General features: G+C 39.9%; 20 protein-coding genes. All 20 read right to left on the bottom strand.

From position 1 onward, the window contains the following. Nucleotides 1-58: 58 nt before the first annotated feature. A complete protein-coding gene (gene trpA / locus EHQ59_RS06570; protein ID WP_135618532.1) occupies nt 59-859 on the bottom strand; it encodes a tryptophan synthase subunit alpha in 801 nt (266 codons plus the stop codon). Next, nucleotides 856-2,046, bottom strand: coding sequence for a tryptophan synthase subunit beta (gene trpB, locus EHQ59_RS06565; RefSeq protein ID WP_135618530.1), 1,191 nt, complete (start codon nt 2,044-2,046; stop codon nt 856-858). Before trpB ends, trpA begins: the two co-directional genes overlap by 4 nt. A gap of 204 nt (nt 2,047-2,250) precedes the next feature. Beyond that, entirely contained in the window at nt 2,251-4,011 is a 1,761-nt protein-coding gene (locus EHQ59_RS06560) for a proline--tRNA ligase (RefSeq protein ID WP_135618528.1), read from the bottom strand. A 48-nt stretch (nt 4,012-4,059) separates the two neighbouring features. Then, nucleotides 4,060-5,766, bottom strand: coding sequence for a site-2 protease family protein (locus tag EHQ59_RS06555; RefSeq protein ID WP_135618526.1), 1,707 nt, complete (start codon nt 5,764-5,766; stop codon nt 4,060-4,062). After that, entirely contained in the window at nt 5,763-6,923 is a 1,161-nt protein-coding gene (gene dxr, locus EHQ59_RS06550) for a 1-deoxy-D-xylulose-5-phosphate reductoisomerase (RefSeq protein WP_135618524.1), read from the bottom strand. Before dxr ends, EHQ59_RS06555 begins: the two co-directional genes overlap by 4 nt. 30 nt (nt 6,924-6,953) lie before the next feature. Continuing rightward, nucleotides 6,954-7,865, bottom strand: a complete 912-nt coding sequence (locus EHQ59_RS06545; protein WP_135618522.1) for a phosphatidate cytidylyltransferase — start codon at nt 7,863-7,865, stop codon at nt 6,954-6,956. After that, nucleotides 7,862-8,575: an isoprenyl transferase gene (locus EHQ59_RS06540; protein ID WP_135618520.1), complete on the bottom strand. Its 714-nt coding sequence runs from the start codon at nt 8,573-8,575 to the stop codon at nt 7,862-7,864. Before EHQ59_RS06540 ends, EHQ59_RS06545 begins: the two co-directional genes overlap by 4 nt. Before the next feature lie 6 nt (nt 8,576-8,581). Continuing rightward, the gene (gene frr, locus EHQ59_RS06535; RefSeq protein WP_135618518.1) at nt 8,582-9,133 is read right to left on the bottom strand and encodes a ribosome recycling factor; all 552 of its coding nucleotides are present in this window, start codon (nt 9,131-9,133) and stop codon (nt 8,582-8,584) included. Then, on the bottom strand, nt 9,123-9,869 hold the full coding sequence (pyrH, locus tag EHQ59_RS06530; RefSeq protein ID WP_100717691.1) for a UMP kinase: 747 nt from the start codon (nt 9,867-9,869) through the stop codon (nt 9,123-9,125). The genes frr and pyrH overlap by 11 nt, the downstream gene beginning before the upstream one ends. Further along, nucleotides 9,859-10,455, bottom strand: a complete 597-nt coding sequence (tsf, locus tag EHQ59_RS06525) for a translation elongation factor Ts (RefSeq protein ID WP_100717690.1) — start codon at nt 10,453-10,455, stop codon at nt 9,859-9,861. The genes pyrH and tsf overlap by 11 nt, the downstream gene beginning before the upstream one ends. Beyond that, nucleotides 10,455-11,357 (bottom strand): 30S ribosomal protein S2, encoded by a 903-nt coding sequence (gene rpsB / locus EHQ59_RS06520; protein WP_135618516.1) that lies wholly within the window; start codon nt 11,355-11,357, stop codon nt 10,455-10,457. Before rpsB ends, tsf begins: the two co-directional genes overlap by 1 nt. A gap of 2 nt (nt 11,358-11,359) precedes the next feature. Next, nucleotides 11,360-11,593, bottom strand: coding sequence for a hypothetical protein (locus EHQ59_RS06515; protein WP_100726990.1), 234 nt, complete (start codon nt 11,591-11,593; stop codon nt 11,360-11,362). A gap of 136 nt (nt 11,594-11,729) precedes the next feature. Next, nucleotides 11,730-12,050: a hypothetical protein gene (locus tag EHQ59_RS06510; RefSeq protein WP_244245419.1), complete on the bottom strand. Its 321-nt coding sequence runs from the start codon at nt 12,048-12,050 to the stop codon at nt 11,730-11,732. A 535-nt stretch (nt 12,051-12,585) separates the two neighbouring features. Beyond that, entirely contained in the window at nt 12,586-13,104 is a 519-nt protein-coding gene (locus tag EHQ59_RS06505; RefSeq protein WP_135618514.1) for a hypothetical protein, read from the bottom strand. Nucleotides 13,105-13,169: 65 nt separating this feature from the next. Then, nucleotides 13,170-13,511, bottom strand: a complete 342-nt coding sequence (locus EHQ59_RS06500; protein ID WP_167481389.1) for a hypothetical protein — start codon at nt 13,509-13,511, stop codon at nt 13,170-13,172. Between the two features lie 429 nt (nt 13,512-13,940). Further along, complete coding sequence (locus EHQ59_RS06495) at nt 13,941-14,171, bottom strand: hypothetical protein (protein WP_135618510.1); 231 nt, start codon at nt 14,169-14,171, stop codon at nt 13,941-13,943. A gap of 124 nt (nt 14,172-14,295) precedes the next feature. Next, nucleotides 14,296-14,424 carry a hypothetical protein gene (locus EHQ59_RS17940; protein ID WP_279638177.1) on the bottom strand — a complete coding sequence of 43 codons (129 nt, stop codon included), beginning with the start codon at nt 14,422-14,424 and terminating at the stop codon, nt 14,296-14,298. Between the two features lie 155 nt (nt 14,425-14,579). Beyond that, nucleotides 14,580-15,338, bottom strand: a complete 759-nt coding sequence (locus tag EHQ59_RS06490) for a hypothetical protein (RefSeq protein WP_135618508.1) — start codon at nt 15,336-15,338, stop codon at nt 14,580-14,582. A gap of 334 nt (nt 15,339-15,672) precedes the next feature. Next, the gene (locus EHQ59_RS06485) at nt 15,673-16,176 is read right to left on the bottom strand and encodes a hypothetical protein (RefSeq protein WP_135618506.1); all 504 of its coding nucleotides are present in this window, start codon (nt 16,174-16,176) and stop codon (nt 15,673-15,675) included. Nucleotide 16,177: 1 nt separating this feature from the next. Beyond that, a partial coding sequence (locus tag EHQ59_RS06480) for a M23 family metallopeptidase (protein ID WP_135618504.1) occupies nt 16,178-17,005 on the bottom strand: 828 nt, incomplete at its 5' end.

Here is a 17,005-nt window from a genome sequence, read left to right as displayed (position 1 = left end):
CATTTTCTCGGATTTTTTAAAGAGACTCAAATGTTTTTGAGTGATTTGGGAAAAAAATTTAGGGAATGGCAACCCGAATCTTTGCAATGTACTCTGCCAAAGCTTGTTTGGCTTTGGGAAAGTCCTGTCCGTTCTCTTCAATGATCCTTTGGATGGCAGAACCGATGATAATTCCATCTGCATAACCAGAAATTTGGCTTGCTTGGTCTGGAGTGGAGATCCCAAATCCTGCACAGATAGGAAGTTGGATGGTTTCTTTTAAAAAACGAATCCTTTCTTTCAAATCTATGGAAAACTCACGGCGTTCTCCCGTTACTCCAAAGGAAGTTACATAATAGATAAATCCAGAGGATGTTTTCTTTAAAGCTTCAATCCGCTTTTTAGTTGATGCTGGTGTGACCAAATGGATGAGATCCATGTCCCTCAGTTTCAATTCCTGGAACAAAGTTTCACTTTCTTTGGTATCAAAAGGTAGGTCTGGGATCACAAGTCCAACAACCCCTGCTTCTTTTGCCCGATCTAAAAAGGTTTTGATCCCACAATGATAAATCGGGTTGAAGTAAGTAAGATAAACAAGTGGAGTTTCTTTTTTATGTTCGTGGATTTCTTTTGTGACTCGAAAAATCTCATCAAAAGAAAATTTGTTTTTTAAAGAACGTGCCACTGCTCTTTGGATCACTGGACCATCGGCAACAGGATCGGAAAAAGGAATCCCAAGTTCTAAGATATCAGCTCCATTGTCTAAAATGGTTTTTCCAAACTCAATCGAATCTGTATAATTTGGATCACCCAAAGTAAAATAAGGAATAAATGCGGATTTAATTTTTCCACTTTCAAAAAGATCTTTAATTTTACTCATTTACTTCTCTCACCTAACAAACGAAGTACTTCCGTAACATCTTTATCACCACGACCCGAGAGACAAATGATGAGGTCTTTCTTTTTTCCTAAGTCTTTGGCAACATCTCGTGCTACATGAAATGCATGTGCTGTTTCAAGTGCAGGAATGATCCCTTCAACACGAGTCACTTCCAAAAAGCAATCTAATGCTTGTTCGTCTGTCACCATACGGTAATCTACACGTTTTGTTTGGGACAAAAAAGCATGTTCTGGACCCACACCTGGATAATCAAGTCCAGCGGAAACAGAATGTGCCGGAACAATTTGACCTACGTCATCTTGGATGATGAGAGTTTTTGTTCCATGTAAAAAACCAGTTTTTCCATAAGTTAAGGTTGCAGAATGTTCACCAGGTTTGGGACCTAGACCACCAGCTTCCGCTCCATAGATCGCAACATGTTTGTCTTTCAAAAATGCATGAAACATTCCAATGGCATTCGAACCACCACCCACACAAGCGACGATCGCATGGGGGAGTTTATGATTGTGTTTTTTGAATTGTGATCTTGCTTCTTTTCCAATCACTGCTTGTAAATCACGAACAATCGTTGGGAAAGGATGAGGACCAATTGCAGACCCAACAATATAATGAGTTGTGGAGACATTCAGTGCCCAGTCGCGCATGGCTTCGCTCGTTGCCTCTTTGAGTGTGGCTTCTCCTGCTGTTACTGGTAAAATTTTAGCACCTAACATCTCAATTTTTTTGGCATTGAGATTTTGTCTTTCTACGTCCACTGCACCCATATAGACAACAGTTTCCATTCCAAACATAGCACCAACAGTGGCAGTCGCAAGACCGTGTTGACCAGCGCCTGTTTCAGCAATGATACGTTTTTTGCCCATGAATTTTGCAATTAACGCTTGTCCGATGGCATTATTAATTTTATGAGCGCCTGTATGATTTAAATCTTCACGTTTTAACCAGATACGTGCACCTCCCCAATGTTTGGTGAGACGTTCTGCGTAAGTTAAAGGACTAGGTCTTCCGACATAATTGCTTAAGTAAAATTCAAGTTCCTTTTTGAACTTTTTACTTTTCTTTAACTTTTGATAGGTGGACTCTAGCTCTTCGAGAGCCTCTGTTAGAATTTCTGGTGCATATCTGCCACCAAATTCTCCAAAATATCCAGGTTGGTTTTTGCCCATATGTCCCAAGATAGAGGGATAGGTGAATATGAAAACTGCTTCTTTTGGGGGAGGTGGGGAGTTGGTGGATTTTTAAGAAGATTTCCCCGCCCTAATCGAACTGGGTGGGGTTATCCACCCGCCACCCAATGACCTCTGTTTATCACAGAAGCCGATTTGGATCTACAAGTTCCTTTGCTTTCAAAAAAAATTCTTGGGAAAAGTTCATGTTCCCGCAAGAGATACGTCATTTTGGATCGTTTCTTCCAGTTTTGCGATTTTCTTTTGGAGGTTTGAGACTAAATCTTCGTTTGTCGTAAAAGGAATGGTCTCTTCCACCATGGACTTACGATCAAGAATGGTGATCTCATTTTTCTCCAAAAACCCTTTTCCTAAGGTGATTCGGATGGGAAACCCAATGAGTTCGGAATCTTTAAATTTGAATCCGGGACCAAGGTCACGGTCATCCCACAAGACTTCAATCCCAGCCGCGACAAGTGCCTTATAGATAGATTCAATTTTTGCTATGTCATCAGGATTTTTGGCAATACTCACCAAACACACCGTAAACGGTGCGATGGAAACTGGCCAAAAAATCCCTTTGTCATCATTACATTGTTCGATCACGGTTGCCATACATCGGTTCACACCAATTCCATAACAACCCATGGTTGTGGTGGTGGCTTTCCCTTTGTCATTGAGAACAGTGATATCAAATGATTTGGAATACTTTTGTCCTAATTTAAAAATATGACCGACCTCAATCCCCTTCTCTGCGGTTAATCCTGTTCCACATGACGGACATGGATCGCCTACCTTTGCTTGGGATACATCGATCTTTGTCACTTCTTCTTCTTTAAAAAAAGAAGAGAGCTGAATACCTGCTATGTGGTGATCAACTTCATTCGCACCAGCGATGTATTGAAATTTCCAATCGAGTAAAGCATCAATGTAAATTTTAAGTGAATCGGATTTTGGAAACCCTGGTCCGATAAAACCTGGGACAAGACCAAGTTTTTCCATTTCAGCTGGACCCATCGGCCGTAGTTCATTACAACCCAAATGGTTTTTTAATTTGTTTTCGTTTAGCTCGCGGTCTCCTTCTAAAAAGGCGAGGACATATTGTCCATCAGCAACGAGTGCCACAGCTTTCAAAAGATTCTCTTCTTTTGTGTTTAAAAACTCTGCAACTTCCGCGATGGACTTTTTCGCAGGAGTAGAAAGTTTTCCGTTACCATTAAATGCTTGTTTGGTTGCATTGTTTTTAGCGATCACAGGAGTTTTTTCAATATTTCCTGAATAATGGCAAGATGGACAAATTGTGAGAGTCTCTTCTCCGATCGGTGACACAACCATAAACTCTTCCGATGCAGAACCACCCATATTCCCTGAGTCCGCTTGGACAGGAATTGTCGAAAGTCCCATCCCAGCAAAAATCCTTCGATAGGTTTTACGCATTGTTTGGTAGGTTTTGTCTAAGGATTCATCATCTAAATGGAAGGAATACGCATCCTTCATGGTAAACTCACGGGAACGAATCACACCAAACCTTGGGCGGATTTCATCTCGGAATTTTGTATGGATTTGATAAACATTGATCGGAAGGTCTTTGTAAGAACGAACCATCGGTTTTATGAGCACACAAAATGATTCTTCATGTGTGGGGCCAAGGCAACTTTCGTTGTCATGGCGGTCTTTCAAACGAAACATCTCTTTCCCCATTTTGTCCCAACGACCAGATTCTTTCCAAATTTCACTTGGTGTTAAGATAGGAAGTTGGAATTCCAAAGCTCCAGCCGCATCCATTTCTTTTCTGACAATGCCTTCAATCTTACGAAGCACACGTAACCCAAGTGGTAAATAGGAATACAGACCTGCTGCAGACTTACGGATAAGGCCTGCGCGCATCATCAATTTATGAGATGCGACCACTGCATCTTGTGGGTCTTCTTTGGCAGTAGGAATTAAATAGGAACTAGCTTTCATTTCATTTTTCTCTTTATGATTAACAATCTAACAATACAAAGTTTGGTTTTAAAAAATACGCATCACATCATTGAAGGAAACATAGAGTCCAAGCCCAATGAGAAAGAAAAAACCCAATCGGAAGATGGCTTCAATGGCTTTCCTCGGAAGTGGTCTTCCTGTAATCGCCTCATAAGCATAGAGTACGATGTGTCCGCCGTCAGCCATAGGAATGGGGAGTAAGTTCATCACCATCAGTGCTAATGAAATTTTTGCAACAAAGTCAAGATAGGTGACCCAACCATATTCCAAACTGATCCCAGCAATCTGCACAATCCCAATCGGACCCGACAAATTTTCTTTTGGAGACAACATTCCCGAAAACAACATGCCAATTCCCTTTAATGTAGTGGAAACGTTTTCGTATACTTTGTTCCCTGCACCGACTAGCGATGAATAAACGGTAGATTCTTTCTGTATTTTTTCGGCTTCAAATTTCATGGAAGCACGAAAGCCAAGAAGACCAATCGGTTTTACATTCACATCCGCAATGTATTTCATATTGCCGATCCAAATTTCTTTTTTACCTGCACTGGTTTTTAAATACGAAGTAAATGCATCCGCAGACGTAAACATTTGGTTTTGGATCTTTAAATTGGAAAGTCGGTTTTCGATCTCCGCATCATAACTATCCAATCGAAAATAAGGAATTCCTAATTCAGGGAATTTTGGATGTTCGATATTCCAAAATTCATATACATTGGCACCTAACACTGGGATTTGAATGGTTACTTTTTCTGTTGCCCAAGGAGTAAGGAGTGGATAGGTTTTACGTTCCACTTCGACAGGAATGGTTTTTCCTTGGTGTTTTCCGAGTTCTGTTTGTAATTCAGGCACGGTATGAACATCCACACCCGCCACGGTTAAAATCATATCTCCGTCTTTCAAAAAAGAGAGAGCTCTCCTTCTGAGTGATTTTTCCCGTTCTGCAATTTCATGTTGTTTTAGGAGTTCTTCTGGAATCTCTTCTTTTCGTTCTTCAATTTTTTCTTGGAAGTAAATAGAAGATTTATCTTCTTTATCTAAAACATTTGCCATAAAGTGGCTGATCTGTTCCCCATAAGTAAACGTAGCCACCACTCTCCTTTCTCCAAACGGCATCACCCCAATCGTAGGATGCCCACCAGCAGAGTATAAATTGGGAACAATTTCGACTGTCTTTGTTTCGTTATCCCGTTTGTAAGTCACTTGGATGGGATCACCCGATGTTAAACTCACATTGGTAAAAATATCTTCAAAACTTTCTGTGGGTTTTCCATTGATGGAGAGAATTTTATCACCCGTACGAAGACCTGCATTGTAAGCGGGGCTTGATACTTTGTTTGCATCTTCAATGAAAATGCGGTTGGAAGAAGGACTGTCTCCCGAAAGTTCCAAAATAAATAATAAGAAAAAACCTAACACTAAATTGGCGAAAGGGCCACCAAGGACAGGAACCATACGACGAAGTGGCGGAGTCGCAAGTAAATCCCCTTGTTTTGGCTTTTTAGTTTTGCTATAATCATCCCCACGAAATAAAACATATCCACCGATGGGAATGGCAGTGATTTGGTAGATGGTTTTCCCAATCCGTTTTTTCCAAATCCCTTTTCCATAACCTAACGAAAAAATACGTGCTTCCACACCTACCAGTTTCCCACATAAGAGGTGCCCCAATTCATGGATAAAAATCGATACAGCTAACATGAATACAGCGCCGAGTATTAATACGATCATGTAGTCACTCCCCCTTTTAAAAATTCAGATTGGATCAAATTACGTGTTTCTTTGTCTTTTTCCAAATACCCTTCAAGGGTCTCTGGAAATTCATTTTTGACTTGGTTTAAGGCGGACTCAATGAGCCTTGGAATTGTAGTAAAAGAAATTTTTTCTTTTAAAAAAAGTGCCACAGCTTCTTCGTTTGCTGCATTAAAGATACAAGGTGCCACTCCACCAGCTTTCCCCGCTTGGTATGCCAGTGTGAGTCCCGGATACCGTTTGGTATCTGGTGGAAAAAATTCCAAGGTTTTCCAAGTGGAAGGTTTTCGTTCGATGAGCATTTGCGGAGTTGGATTTGGATAAAATAAGGAATGAGCGATAGGATAGACCATATCGGGGTGGCTTGTGTATTGCAAACAAGCACCGTCTCTCGTTTCAATGATTCCATGAGTCAATGACTGCGGATGGATCACCACCTCAATCTCGTCATACGAAAACCCAAAGAGAAAATGCGCTTCGATGACTTCGAGACCCTTATTGATAAGACCCGCTGAATCCACAGTGATTTTTGGACCCATCGACCAAGTTGGATGATTGAGCGCCTGTTTGACGGAAACATGCTCTAACTCTTCGATGGGAAGTGTGCGAAAACTTCCCCCCGATGCAGTGAGAGTAATCGCGCGGATATTGGAACGAGCTTCTCTTTCGATGAGTTGAAACAGTGCATTGTGTTCGGAATCCACTGGCACCATTAGCGTGTTGTGTTTTGAGACCAAACGATTGATGAGAGGCCCAAATGTAACGAGTGTTTCTTTATTGGCGATGGCTATTTTTTTGCCAGCTTCAATGGCCGCAATGGTAGGAAGGACTCCCCTTGCCCCAACCACAGCGGTTACCACAACATCCACAGAAGACAATTTGACTAAGTCAGTAAGAGAATGGTTTCCATACAAAATCTTTGTGGAACCAAAACGATCCCCAAACTGACCCACTAACTTGGGATCGGTGATACAAACCACTTCGGGAGAAAATTCAGCAATAAGGAGCTTCGCCGTTTCCCAATTGGAGTGAACGGAAAAACTACGTAGCGAAAACTGGTCTCGGAATTGCCTGAGCACCTTCACCGTGGAAGAGCCAACAGAACCTGAAATTCCTAATACCGAGACACCTACCATATATTGTTTAGACAGATCCGAGCCGAATGATCAGACAGGGAATCCGAGGAAACCTTTGAAGAGAAAGTAATAATAAATAGCAGGCACTGTAAACAAAAGGGCGTCTGCCAAATCCAAAACCCCACCGTGGCCTGGGATGAGACTTCCGGAATCTTTGATTTTGGCATCACGTTTCATCGCAGACTCAGCCAAATCTCCCATCACAGAAATCACGGAAATCACAAAGGATAAAACAATGGTTTCGAGAATCCCCACTGGCAATTTCACACCACTAAAGTGTTCCCAAGCCACATTGAGAACTTGCGCCCCAATGACAGCAGTTAGGTTCCCTGTTACATATCCTTCCCAAGTTTTTTTCGGCGAGATTTTTAAACCTGCCGGGTGTTTTCCAAACCATCTACCACCGAAATAAGCACCCGCATCACTCATAAATGTGATCACAGACACAAGAAAGATATAGTAAGTTCCAAACGGTAAAGCGAGAAGGAGTAAAAAATGACCAATAGGAATGGCGATGTAGATGGGACCAAGCATGGTTCCACCGACGGAAAACAATGCTCCATCTAACGGACGTTTTAGAATTTGCAAAATCCAAACCGTGATGGAAAGCGCCACGAGTAAAAAAGGAGTGGGATGGAATCCTTCTCGGAAAAGTTTCGAAAGTTCCAAAACAAAACCAGGAGGTGTCACTTCAAATTGTAATCCCAAAAACTGAATGTAATACACAGTAAAAATGAGTAAGGAAAATAGAAGCCCTGTTCCAAAAAATGGTTTTGATTCTTCGGTTTTACAGAAGGCATATAACTCTTTCAGCCCAAGGTAAATCAATACGACACCAAAGAGATAAAATTCAATGAAATACCATGAGCTATGGAAGATCATAAAGACATAGATAAAAGTAAGCACAATTGCAGACAGAATACGGAGTGTCGTTTCACTCATAACAAACCACCAAATTTTCGTTTTCGGGAATCAAAAAACTGAAGAGCTTCCTCAAGTGAGGTCCTTCCAAAGTCCGGCCAAAGTGTACTCGTAAAATACATTTCTGCGTATGCACTTTGCCATAATAGAAAGTTAGAAATCCTTTGTTCTCCCGCAGTTCTGATCAATAAATCTACGGGTGGCAAAGGGGATGTATACAAATATTTTTCAAATTCTTTGGGGGAAATGGCTTTGTCCAAAGCTTCTTTTTTGGCCTTACGTGCTGCCATCACCCGGGAAAAATTACTTAAAATTTCTTCATGACCACCATAATTCAAACAAAAGTTAGCTGTGAGTTTTTTGTTTTTTTTAGTCACGGCCATGGCGTGGTCAATTTTTGCCAAAACCGTTTTGGACAGTTTGTTCCTTGCCCCACTGTGGTGAATCCGAATCCCTTTCTCGTGAATGGTATCGAGGCGAGTTTCGATAAACTCAACTAACAGATCAAAGATGGCTTGGATTTCGGTGATAGGACGTTTCCAGTTTTCTGTGGAGAAAGCATAGAGGGAGATATTTGGGATTTTGTATTCCAAAGCCACATCCAAAAGGCGATCAATTGCATTTGCCCCTTCTCTGTGGCCTTCGGTTCTTTTTTTCCCTTGGTTTTCCGCCCACCTGCCATTTCCGTCCATGATGACAGCAATGTGGGAAGGGATTGAGTTCAACTTCATAGGAAATTAAAGAGTAGTGATCTCTTTTTCTTTTTCCTTTTCTAAATCTCCCAATTTTGCAATATAAGAATCCGTAATTTTTTGGATTTTATCTTGGTGGCCTTTGACTTCATCTTGGGACATTTCAGATTGGTGTTTTTTTAATTCATCATTGGCATCACGGCGGATGTTACGAATCGCAACTTTTTTTTCTTCCGCTTTTTGTTTCACCACTTTCGCAAGTTCTTTTCGTCTTTCCCCTGTTAGTTCAGGGATATTGATCCGAATGCTAGAACCGTCGTTATTTGGTGTGAGCCCAAGACTTGCAGCAAAAATTGCTTTTTCAATGTCTTTTAACATTCCTTTTTCAAAAGGAGTGATGAGAATCACACGTGGCTCAGGGCAGGCAATTTTTCCGAGTTGGTTGAGTGGAGTGAGTGTTCCATAGTAGTCCACTCGCACATCTTCCACCATCATCGGATTTGCTTTTCCCGTACGAATGGTTCCAAAGTCTTTTTTTAGAGCTTCCACTGTTTTGTCCATTTTGGACTGCATGGATTTTATAATTTCATCTACCATCTAGAATTACTTCCTCTGTATTGGAAATCAATGTACCAATTGGTTCCCCATCGATTAATTTTCTTAAATTACCAGCTTTAAAAATATCAAACACTATGATTGGCATATTATTATCCATACATAGACTGAGTGCTGTTGAATCCATAACCTTTAACCGGTGTTTGATGGACTCCATAAAAGAAACTTGTAAATACCTTTGTGCATTTGGATCTTTTTTTGGATCCGCAGTGTACACACCGTCCACTTTGGTTGCCTTGAGAATCACTTCGCAACCCACTTCCACAGCCCGTAAGGATGCAGTAGTATCTGTTGTGAAATAAGGATTCCCTGTTCCGCCAGCAAAAATAATCACACGATTTTTTTCTAAATGGCGAACGGCACGTCTACGAATATAAGGTTCTGCAACGGATTTCATTTCGATGGCGGAAAGAACTCGGGTAAACATCCCTTGTTTTTCGCATGCATCTTGTAAGGCGAGACCATTCATGATGGTACCAAGCATACCCATATAATCGGCAGTGGCACGGTCCATTCCAGACTTTGCTAAGGTTTCGCCGCGGATCATATTCCCACCACCAACAACCACAGCCACTTCCAGACCTAAGTCATGAACTTCTTTGATTTGTCCGGCAAGTGAGAATGTTTTGTTGGTATCAATACCAAGTTCACCCTCACCGGCGAGAGCCTCGCCGGAGATTTTAATTAGGATGCGTTTGAAACGCGGACTAGTTCCCACCTACTTGGAACCTCGAGAACCTACCAACAGTAATGTTCTCTCCAAATTTTGCAATGGCTTCTTGGAGAAGGTCATTGATGGTTTTGGAGTTGTCACGAATTGATTTTTGGTGGATGAGACAAATCTCTTCGTAGAACTTTTTCATTTTACCAGGAAGGATTTTTTCGATTTGATCCGCTTTTTTCCCTTCTTTTTCAAGAAGAGCTTTTTGTACGTTCATTTCGTTCTCAATTTCAGATTTTGGAATGGATTCTTCGTTTACATACAAAGGATTCATCGCAGTGATTTGAAGAGCGATCTCTTTTCCAAGAGCTTCAAACGCTTCGTTGTTTGCTACGAAATCAGTTTCACAGTTGAGCTCGACTAGAACTCCCGTTTTCCCTGTTCCGTGAACATAAGCGATGATTTTTCCTTCACCAGTTTCGCGACCGGCCCGTTTTGCCGCTTTCGCTAAACCTTTTTCTCTTAAATAAGTGACTGCTTTTTCAATATCGCCACCCTTTTCTTCGAGGGCTTTTTTGCAGTCCATCATCCCCGCGCCCGTACGTTCGCGGAGGTCTTTGATTTGTTCGGAGCTAACTGCCATTACTCTTTACCTTCTGTTTCTGGTTTTGCTTCAGCTGCTGTTGCTGCAACTTCTGCTGCTTTTTTTGCTGCATCAGCATCCACAGGGATGTCTTTTGCGACTGGAGGAAGTTCATCGTCCATGATGAATTTTCCGGACTCATCGTACTCACCTTGGTATTCAAGTGCAAGTTGTTCTGCGTCCATATCTTCCGCAAAATTAGTTTGGATGACTTCGCCACCAGTTCCTTCCAGAACTGCATTTGCCATCGTATCGAGAAATAATGAAATTGCACGGATTGCATCATCGTTACCTGGAATTGGGTAATCGATTGGCTCTGGATCGCAGTTTGTATCAATCACAGCGAACACTTTTAAACCAAGTTTTTTCGCTTCTTTGACTGCGATTTCTTCTTTTTTAGGATCAATTACAAACAGGATTTCAGGCACAACTGCCATATCCTTAATCCCACCAAGTGTTTGGCGGAGTTTTTCTAACTCACGTTTGAGTGATAATGCTTCTTTTTTTGTACGAGCTTCTTGTTCGAAAGAGTTGTTCTCTTCCATTTGCTCAAGTCGTTTCAAACGAGCAATTGACTTCTTAACTGTGTTCCAGTTTGTGAGAAGTCCACCTAACCAACGGTTAGATACATAGTACATACTGCACGCTTGTGCTGCTCTTTCGATGGCACCGCGAGCTTGTTTTTTTGTTCCCACAAAGAGAACTTTTTTTCCTTGGCCAGTTAACTTTTTCAAAGCATCATAAGCTTCTTTTGTTTTTTGAACTGTCTTTTGGAGGTCGATGATGTGGATCCCGTTACGAGCCGTATAAACATAAGGACTCATTTTTGGGTTCCAACGACGTGTTTGGTGGCCGAAGTGTACGCCTGCTTCTAGCAGACTTTTCATGGAAATTACTGACATACTTACCCCTTTTTTAGTGCGAGATATCCAGACGCTACAAGACCAACGATACTTGCAGGGGTTAGCTGGAACTCGACTTTAATTATATAAAGCTCAAACGATACTGGTGATTCGAACAAAAACCGAGAGAGAGTGTTTGTGCCAAAGAGACGATCTAAGACCACTCCTGCCACAGCTCCCGCCATCAGTCCCAAAAAAAGCACCAAAAGCAGGTTCCCCATCTGGGTTTTGTTCATCCAAAAGCACCTTTATCAAGCTTTCCTGTCAGAATTTGGCATTTGGGCAGATTGTCAAGGGGAAAGGAAAAGCACGGGCGCACATTTCCGGCTCTCCCTCGGCGAGGGCGCTCAGTCGATCCGGGGCGCAGGGGGATCAATTTCTAATACGGATTCCGTTTCCCTTTTTACTCTGGAATGGAAGCTCATCAATTTCGCTGAGTACTTTGACGTAACTCCCCCAACCTTTGTACCCCATATAGTAGTCAGAAGTGCACAACGGCAGATTCGGTTCGCCAGGATACACTTCCAAAACTTTCAATTGAATGGCAAAGATATTGCCATACCACGTCGTATACTTCACTGGTTGAAACGACTGCATGGCATTGATGATTTTTTCATCTTCTTGGATCTTCGCATCTTTTGTTGCTTGTTTTTGATCCTGTGCAGCGTTTATGTTCTGTTCGGCGAAGCTCATTTCTTCCATTTGGACCATTCGTTGCAATACTCACACCTGTTAACTCAGCAGATGTGGAATGTCCATCATGATTGACTGTGGATATGAGCCCTAAAGTAGAGTCAGGATCTGTATAACCAACACTAGCTGAGAGTCCGGTCCCTGCTACGTCATACATCATGGAAAAATTCCAGTCTCGACGTGGTCCTTCCCCTGTTGGGTTTTAATTCAACCCTATATTGGTTGTGACATCCCCAGCAAATTGGACTCCATGCCCTAATGAATAGGATCCTTGTACGGTCGTATTACCAGACCCAATAGATCCACCCCATCCATCTTTTGGATCAGGACTATAAGTGATTCCTAAAAGAAAATCATTATAAATGCATTTGGCGCATCGGATCTGTTAGTTGAGCGTCATTCTACAAAGTAACGTCCGCGCTATCCGGCTCAAATCTTTCCTATAGGAAAGGATTTCCGCTTCAATCGCTTGCGCGGGGTTATAATAGAATACGACATAGAAAATTGAAAATAATTACAATTCAAATAATTTAATTCAATATACTGTAAAAGAATATAAATAGCATTTTTTTTGAAATCCACTCGGACAACGAAACATAAAATCCAAATCTCTCGAATTCCTGAAATGATCTTCAGGATGAAAGTATCTACCTCCTAAAAAAACAATATTGACTTCATCGCCATTACTTCCCCCTTCCATTGTAATGAACCTAATTTCCATAGATTTCTCTAACCAATCCCGAGGAGAAACAAATGATGGCTCAATTTGGTTAGTATCAAACAAGATGGCGATTTTCTTTTGAAGTGTTCTTGTTTCAAAAAACAAATCACAAATTAAAAACTTGTGCTTTTCTTCAAAAAATCGGTCTTTTCTTCTAAATATACCATCGGTCCTTTCACCCGTGCTGAAATAAACGGTATCATCTAAAACACTTAGAACAGACTTACAGTCTTGATTTTTTATGGCAGTAAGAAAATCTCGAAAATACTTCCCTTCTCCTAATACTTTATCTGGAATTATTTCTTGAGATATTTTCATTTTAGCTTTTGACACGGGATTATCGTTTTCGGAGCAAGAAAAAGTCAAGTTCAAGCTAACGATCAACATTATGATTATCTTCATTCTTTATCTCCAACCCAATGGTCGTAAAAATCCTTTCTTTTCATCTGCTTATTTCCATCAGGCTCATAAGAGTGCAGGTGTAAATGTGGACCATCTGAATGCCCAATTGTTTTTGGAGTAGCCCCTAAAAAAGTTCCAGCTGGAAGTATTTTTTTATCCGGATCGGTGCTTTGAAAAGCTTCAATCAATTGGTTATTAATTGCAGTTAAATGTACAACATCCACGATGGAGGTTATATTTCCATTCTTATCAAGAAGTGCCAGTCGAACATTCGTACCATGGACAACGTTTGCATCTTCGAATCCTTTGCTTTTACCGCCTTCAATTTTTACATCCAACACTTTGAATTATGTATTTGGTCCATACCACATCATATCATTTCCAGCGTTTATCTTTATCCTGAAAAGAATTAAATACTTCTACGTTTGACTTACCTACGTCTTTTCTGATTTCTTTGCCTCTAGTATCCCATATAGTCGATTTGTTTTGTCTTAGGATCCTTAGTAACTTCTTTGATTTTAACTTCTTGAGTAAATTTTATCTTGTGCTCTTTTCCATCTAAAAACTTTGCATCCGTATAGCCAATTGTTTTGGAGAAAAAACTATCTGGCCTGATTCGTCTTTAATTCTTTCATAATTTTTCTCTACGATTTTTTGTATTACCTTTAAAGTTTTAGGATCCAAGCTTTTACTTGGCATTCCATAATTTTGGAGAAAATAATCAGTATTTAATCTATCCCCTTTGATCAATTTGGTAAGTGAAGAAATTAAATTGGATTCTGCGGAGCATTCGGATTTGTATTTGGGAAATTGCCAGTTGCAAAACTGAATGCGATTGCCCCACCACTCATAAGAAGCCCACCTAACGCAACACCAGCATCTGCAAAATTATCAAATATGGATATTTGGTCTTGTCGAATTTGTGCAGCTCGGTCTGCCAAATCTTCTGGAGTCATACCATTGATTTCGTCTTCTGTGAAATTTTCTTTTTCGGACATCATCAAATCCGACGATACTGACTCGATGGCCCCTTTCATATTTTTCAATTTTTAGACCTTTCGCATCATACTTTGTCAATGCAGGAGGTGCATCCAAGTACATTCCTGAAGTGACAATCTTACCTTACCGCAATTGTTCTTTAATTGCATTGTATTTCGCTTCATTGGAGCCTATCTGTGATGTGAAATCTTTCGCTTTCAGACCAAATTTAGAAAGAATACTGTTATAGGAAGTGATTGTATTCGAGGACATACTTCCCATTTCTCCTGCCTTGTATGGGAGCCTTGTTTCCTCGTGGATGAGTTTTAGTACAGCTTCCGCATTGTCACGAAATTTTACTCACTTCCTGGACCAACTGGCAAAGAATTATTTTGCATTGGCAGTTGTTTTCTCCGTTTTAGATACTCCTACTTCCCAGCTTTCACTTGCGACGCCAATCCATCGGTTAACAAATCCAATTCTTCTATCGTAAAACCGCGCAACTGCACATCTTTTAATCCAATCTCTGGATCTTTGACAGCAACTTTCAGAGCTTTCTTGAGATTGGATAGATACAGTTCTGGATATTTTTTGTCGGTATCAATATAACCAAGAAAACTTGCACCTAAATCATCTTCCACATTCACCAAAGCACGATCCTTGATGGTAACGATTACCCAGGACATGGGAGGCATTCCGTTTTCTGGATTTGATGTCTCGAAATAAAATTTACATTTGATCAAAGTATCTGTGTATTCGGAACATTTGACATTTTTTATAATTCCATCAGAATTACTACCAGCAGTATCAAATGTTGAGTATGTTTGAACTCGGTAAATCAATATTCCTTTTTCATATCCAAACCGAAACCAAACAATTGCCTCATTAAAAAGTTTTTGAGAAATTAAACTACTATCAATACCTTTAATTGAAACAAAAGGATCTGCTTGATTACCAAGAAAATAATCGAAATCTTTTAGCATCTTTAAGGTGTTAAAGCTTTCCAAACTTTCGAACTCACTTTTAGCAGCCCAGAATATACTACCATCACTTATGGATACTTTTGATTCAATTTTTCCGTAGTCAAAATTCGGAGTACTAATTTCTGTCCCTTTAGAAGGTAGCTTATCCATGTCACAACCAATCAAAAGCAACAGGAAGATAATGATATTGAAAGAATTTCTCATTTGATTAAACCCACTTTCTTTAATAGTGGAATATCATCTTTGGTGGGAACCCTTGTCTTAAACAGCGGTTCACCTGTCTTCGGATCATCTCCAGCATAAAAACTAAACTCAACATGTGTATGATCCCCTGGATTTCCGATGGATCGACCACTGTTACTAGAGATTGAGATTGCTTATCTCGTTATCACTGAGCATTTTCCTCTACAAAAAAATTCACCAGAAAGGTTAATCCTGTAAAATTTGGTGGATACAATTTGATTTTGTTCGCAAAACTCGCTGTTGATGATAGAAGAAAATATAATAGATTGTAGTTTTTCCGAAACTCGGACATTTTTTAGTCGCCAGGAAAATTCTCTTCAAACCATTGAATCCCACCACTCTCAGCATCTCCTGTTTTAAGATAATAGTTTATTTTTCTATTATCACACCAAAAAAAAGATAATTTTAAACAATCAATCTTCATTGAAGAATCGGTATCAAACTTGAACTTCAATTTTCTTGTTATTTTCTCGCTACTTTCTTTTAAGCGATCAACAAACTGGCAAGACTGATTATCACAAACAAAAGACTGATATTTTTCATAATAACTATCAGAACCTGTACTATACCAAATTTTGTAGAATGTTTCATACTTTTTAATTGAAATACGAATTGTGGATAAAGGATAGCTATTAATATCTGATCGTCCATTATACTCTTTTTCAATTTTTGTCCAATCGCCTTCGATTTTTTCTCTATTTTGAATTCCAAAATTTTTTAGTATTTTATCACATCCGAACAGAAGAATTAATGAAAAACTAATCATTGTTATCAAAACTGAATTTAAAATTTTCCCCATATCATTCACTTCCTTTTGGGTCTACTGGCTTCTTTAAATTTTCATCAATAAAAACTCCAAAATGAAAATGAGCTCCAACTTGCTGAGAAACACCATCTTTTATAAAAAAACCTGAATTACCAGAACGACCAAGCTGAGAGCCTTGATTCACTTGATCTCCAACTTTTACATCAGAAGAACTTCGGTAAGCATAAACATTATAGCCATCTTCGCTCTTTACAACAACATAATTCCCCCAAGATTCGGAATAATTAGATTTAATAACTGTTCCGCTATATACAACAGGTACAGGCGTGCCTATTGGAACAGGGAAATCTAGTCCGTTGTGAACTCCAGAATCAGTCACATCTCTTGGACCGAAATCAGAATTAATTATTGGAAAAGGTAAAATCGCACCATTTTGATTTCGGTATACAGGTAATCTTCCTTCATATTGTATAACATCATAGCCTTTAAATGCAGCTTCCACGTTTCGATTTTTAATCCTTCCTTCTTCAGTTTTTTCGTTTTCCCTCCATTCATTTTGCATTCGGTCCAATTCTGTAGTTAATTTTTTCTTTGTTTGTTCATCGTAATTTCCATTTTTAATATATTCTTCCGCTTTAGATCTATCTTTTAATATGTAAATTTCAGATAATTCTCTTTCAGGGAATCTATCAAGAATACTCGCTCTAGACTCTGAGAGGTTTAAACCTTTAATTGGTTGTCCAGGATCATCAAAGCTTCCCCAAATATGCTCACTAATGGACAAAGGACGAGTTGGAATTGCGGACTTGTTTTTATCTCCCATAGGATACTTGTTTTTAAGTTCTGTTAATGTATCTTTATC

It is taken from the genome of Leptospira kemamanensis (assembly GCF_004769665.1).
In the GTDB taxonomy this organism is placed as follows: domain Bacteria; phylum Spirochaetota; class Leptospiria; order Leptospirales; family Leptospiraceae; genus Leptospira_A; species Leptospira_A kemamanensis.
The sequence above is the reverse complement of the archived record's forward strand: the minus strand, read 5'-3'. Positions and strand labels throughout refer to the sequence as shown.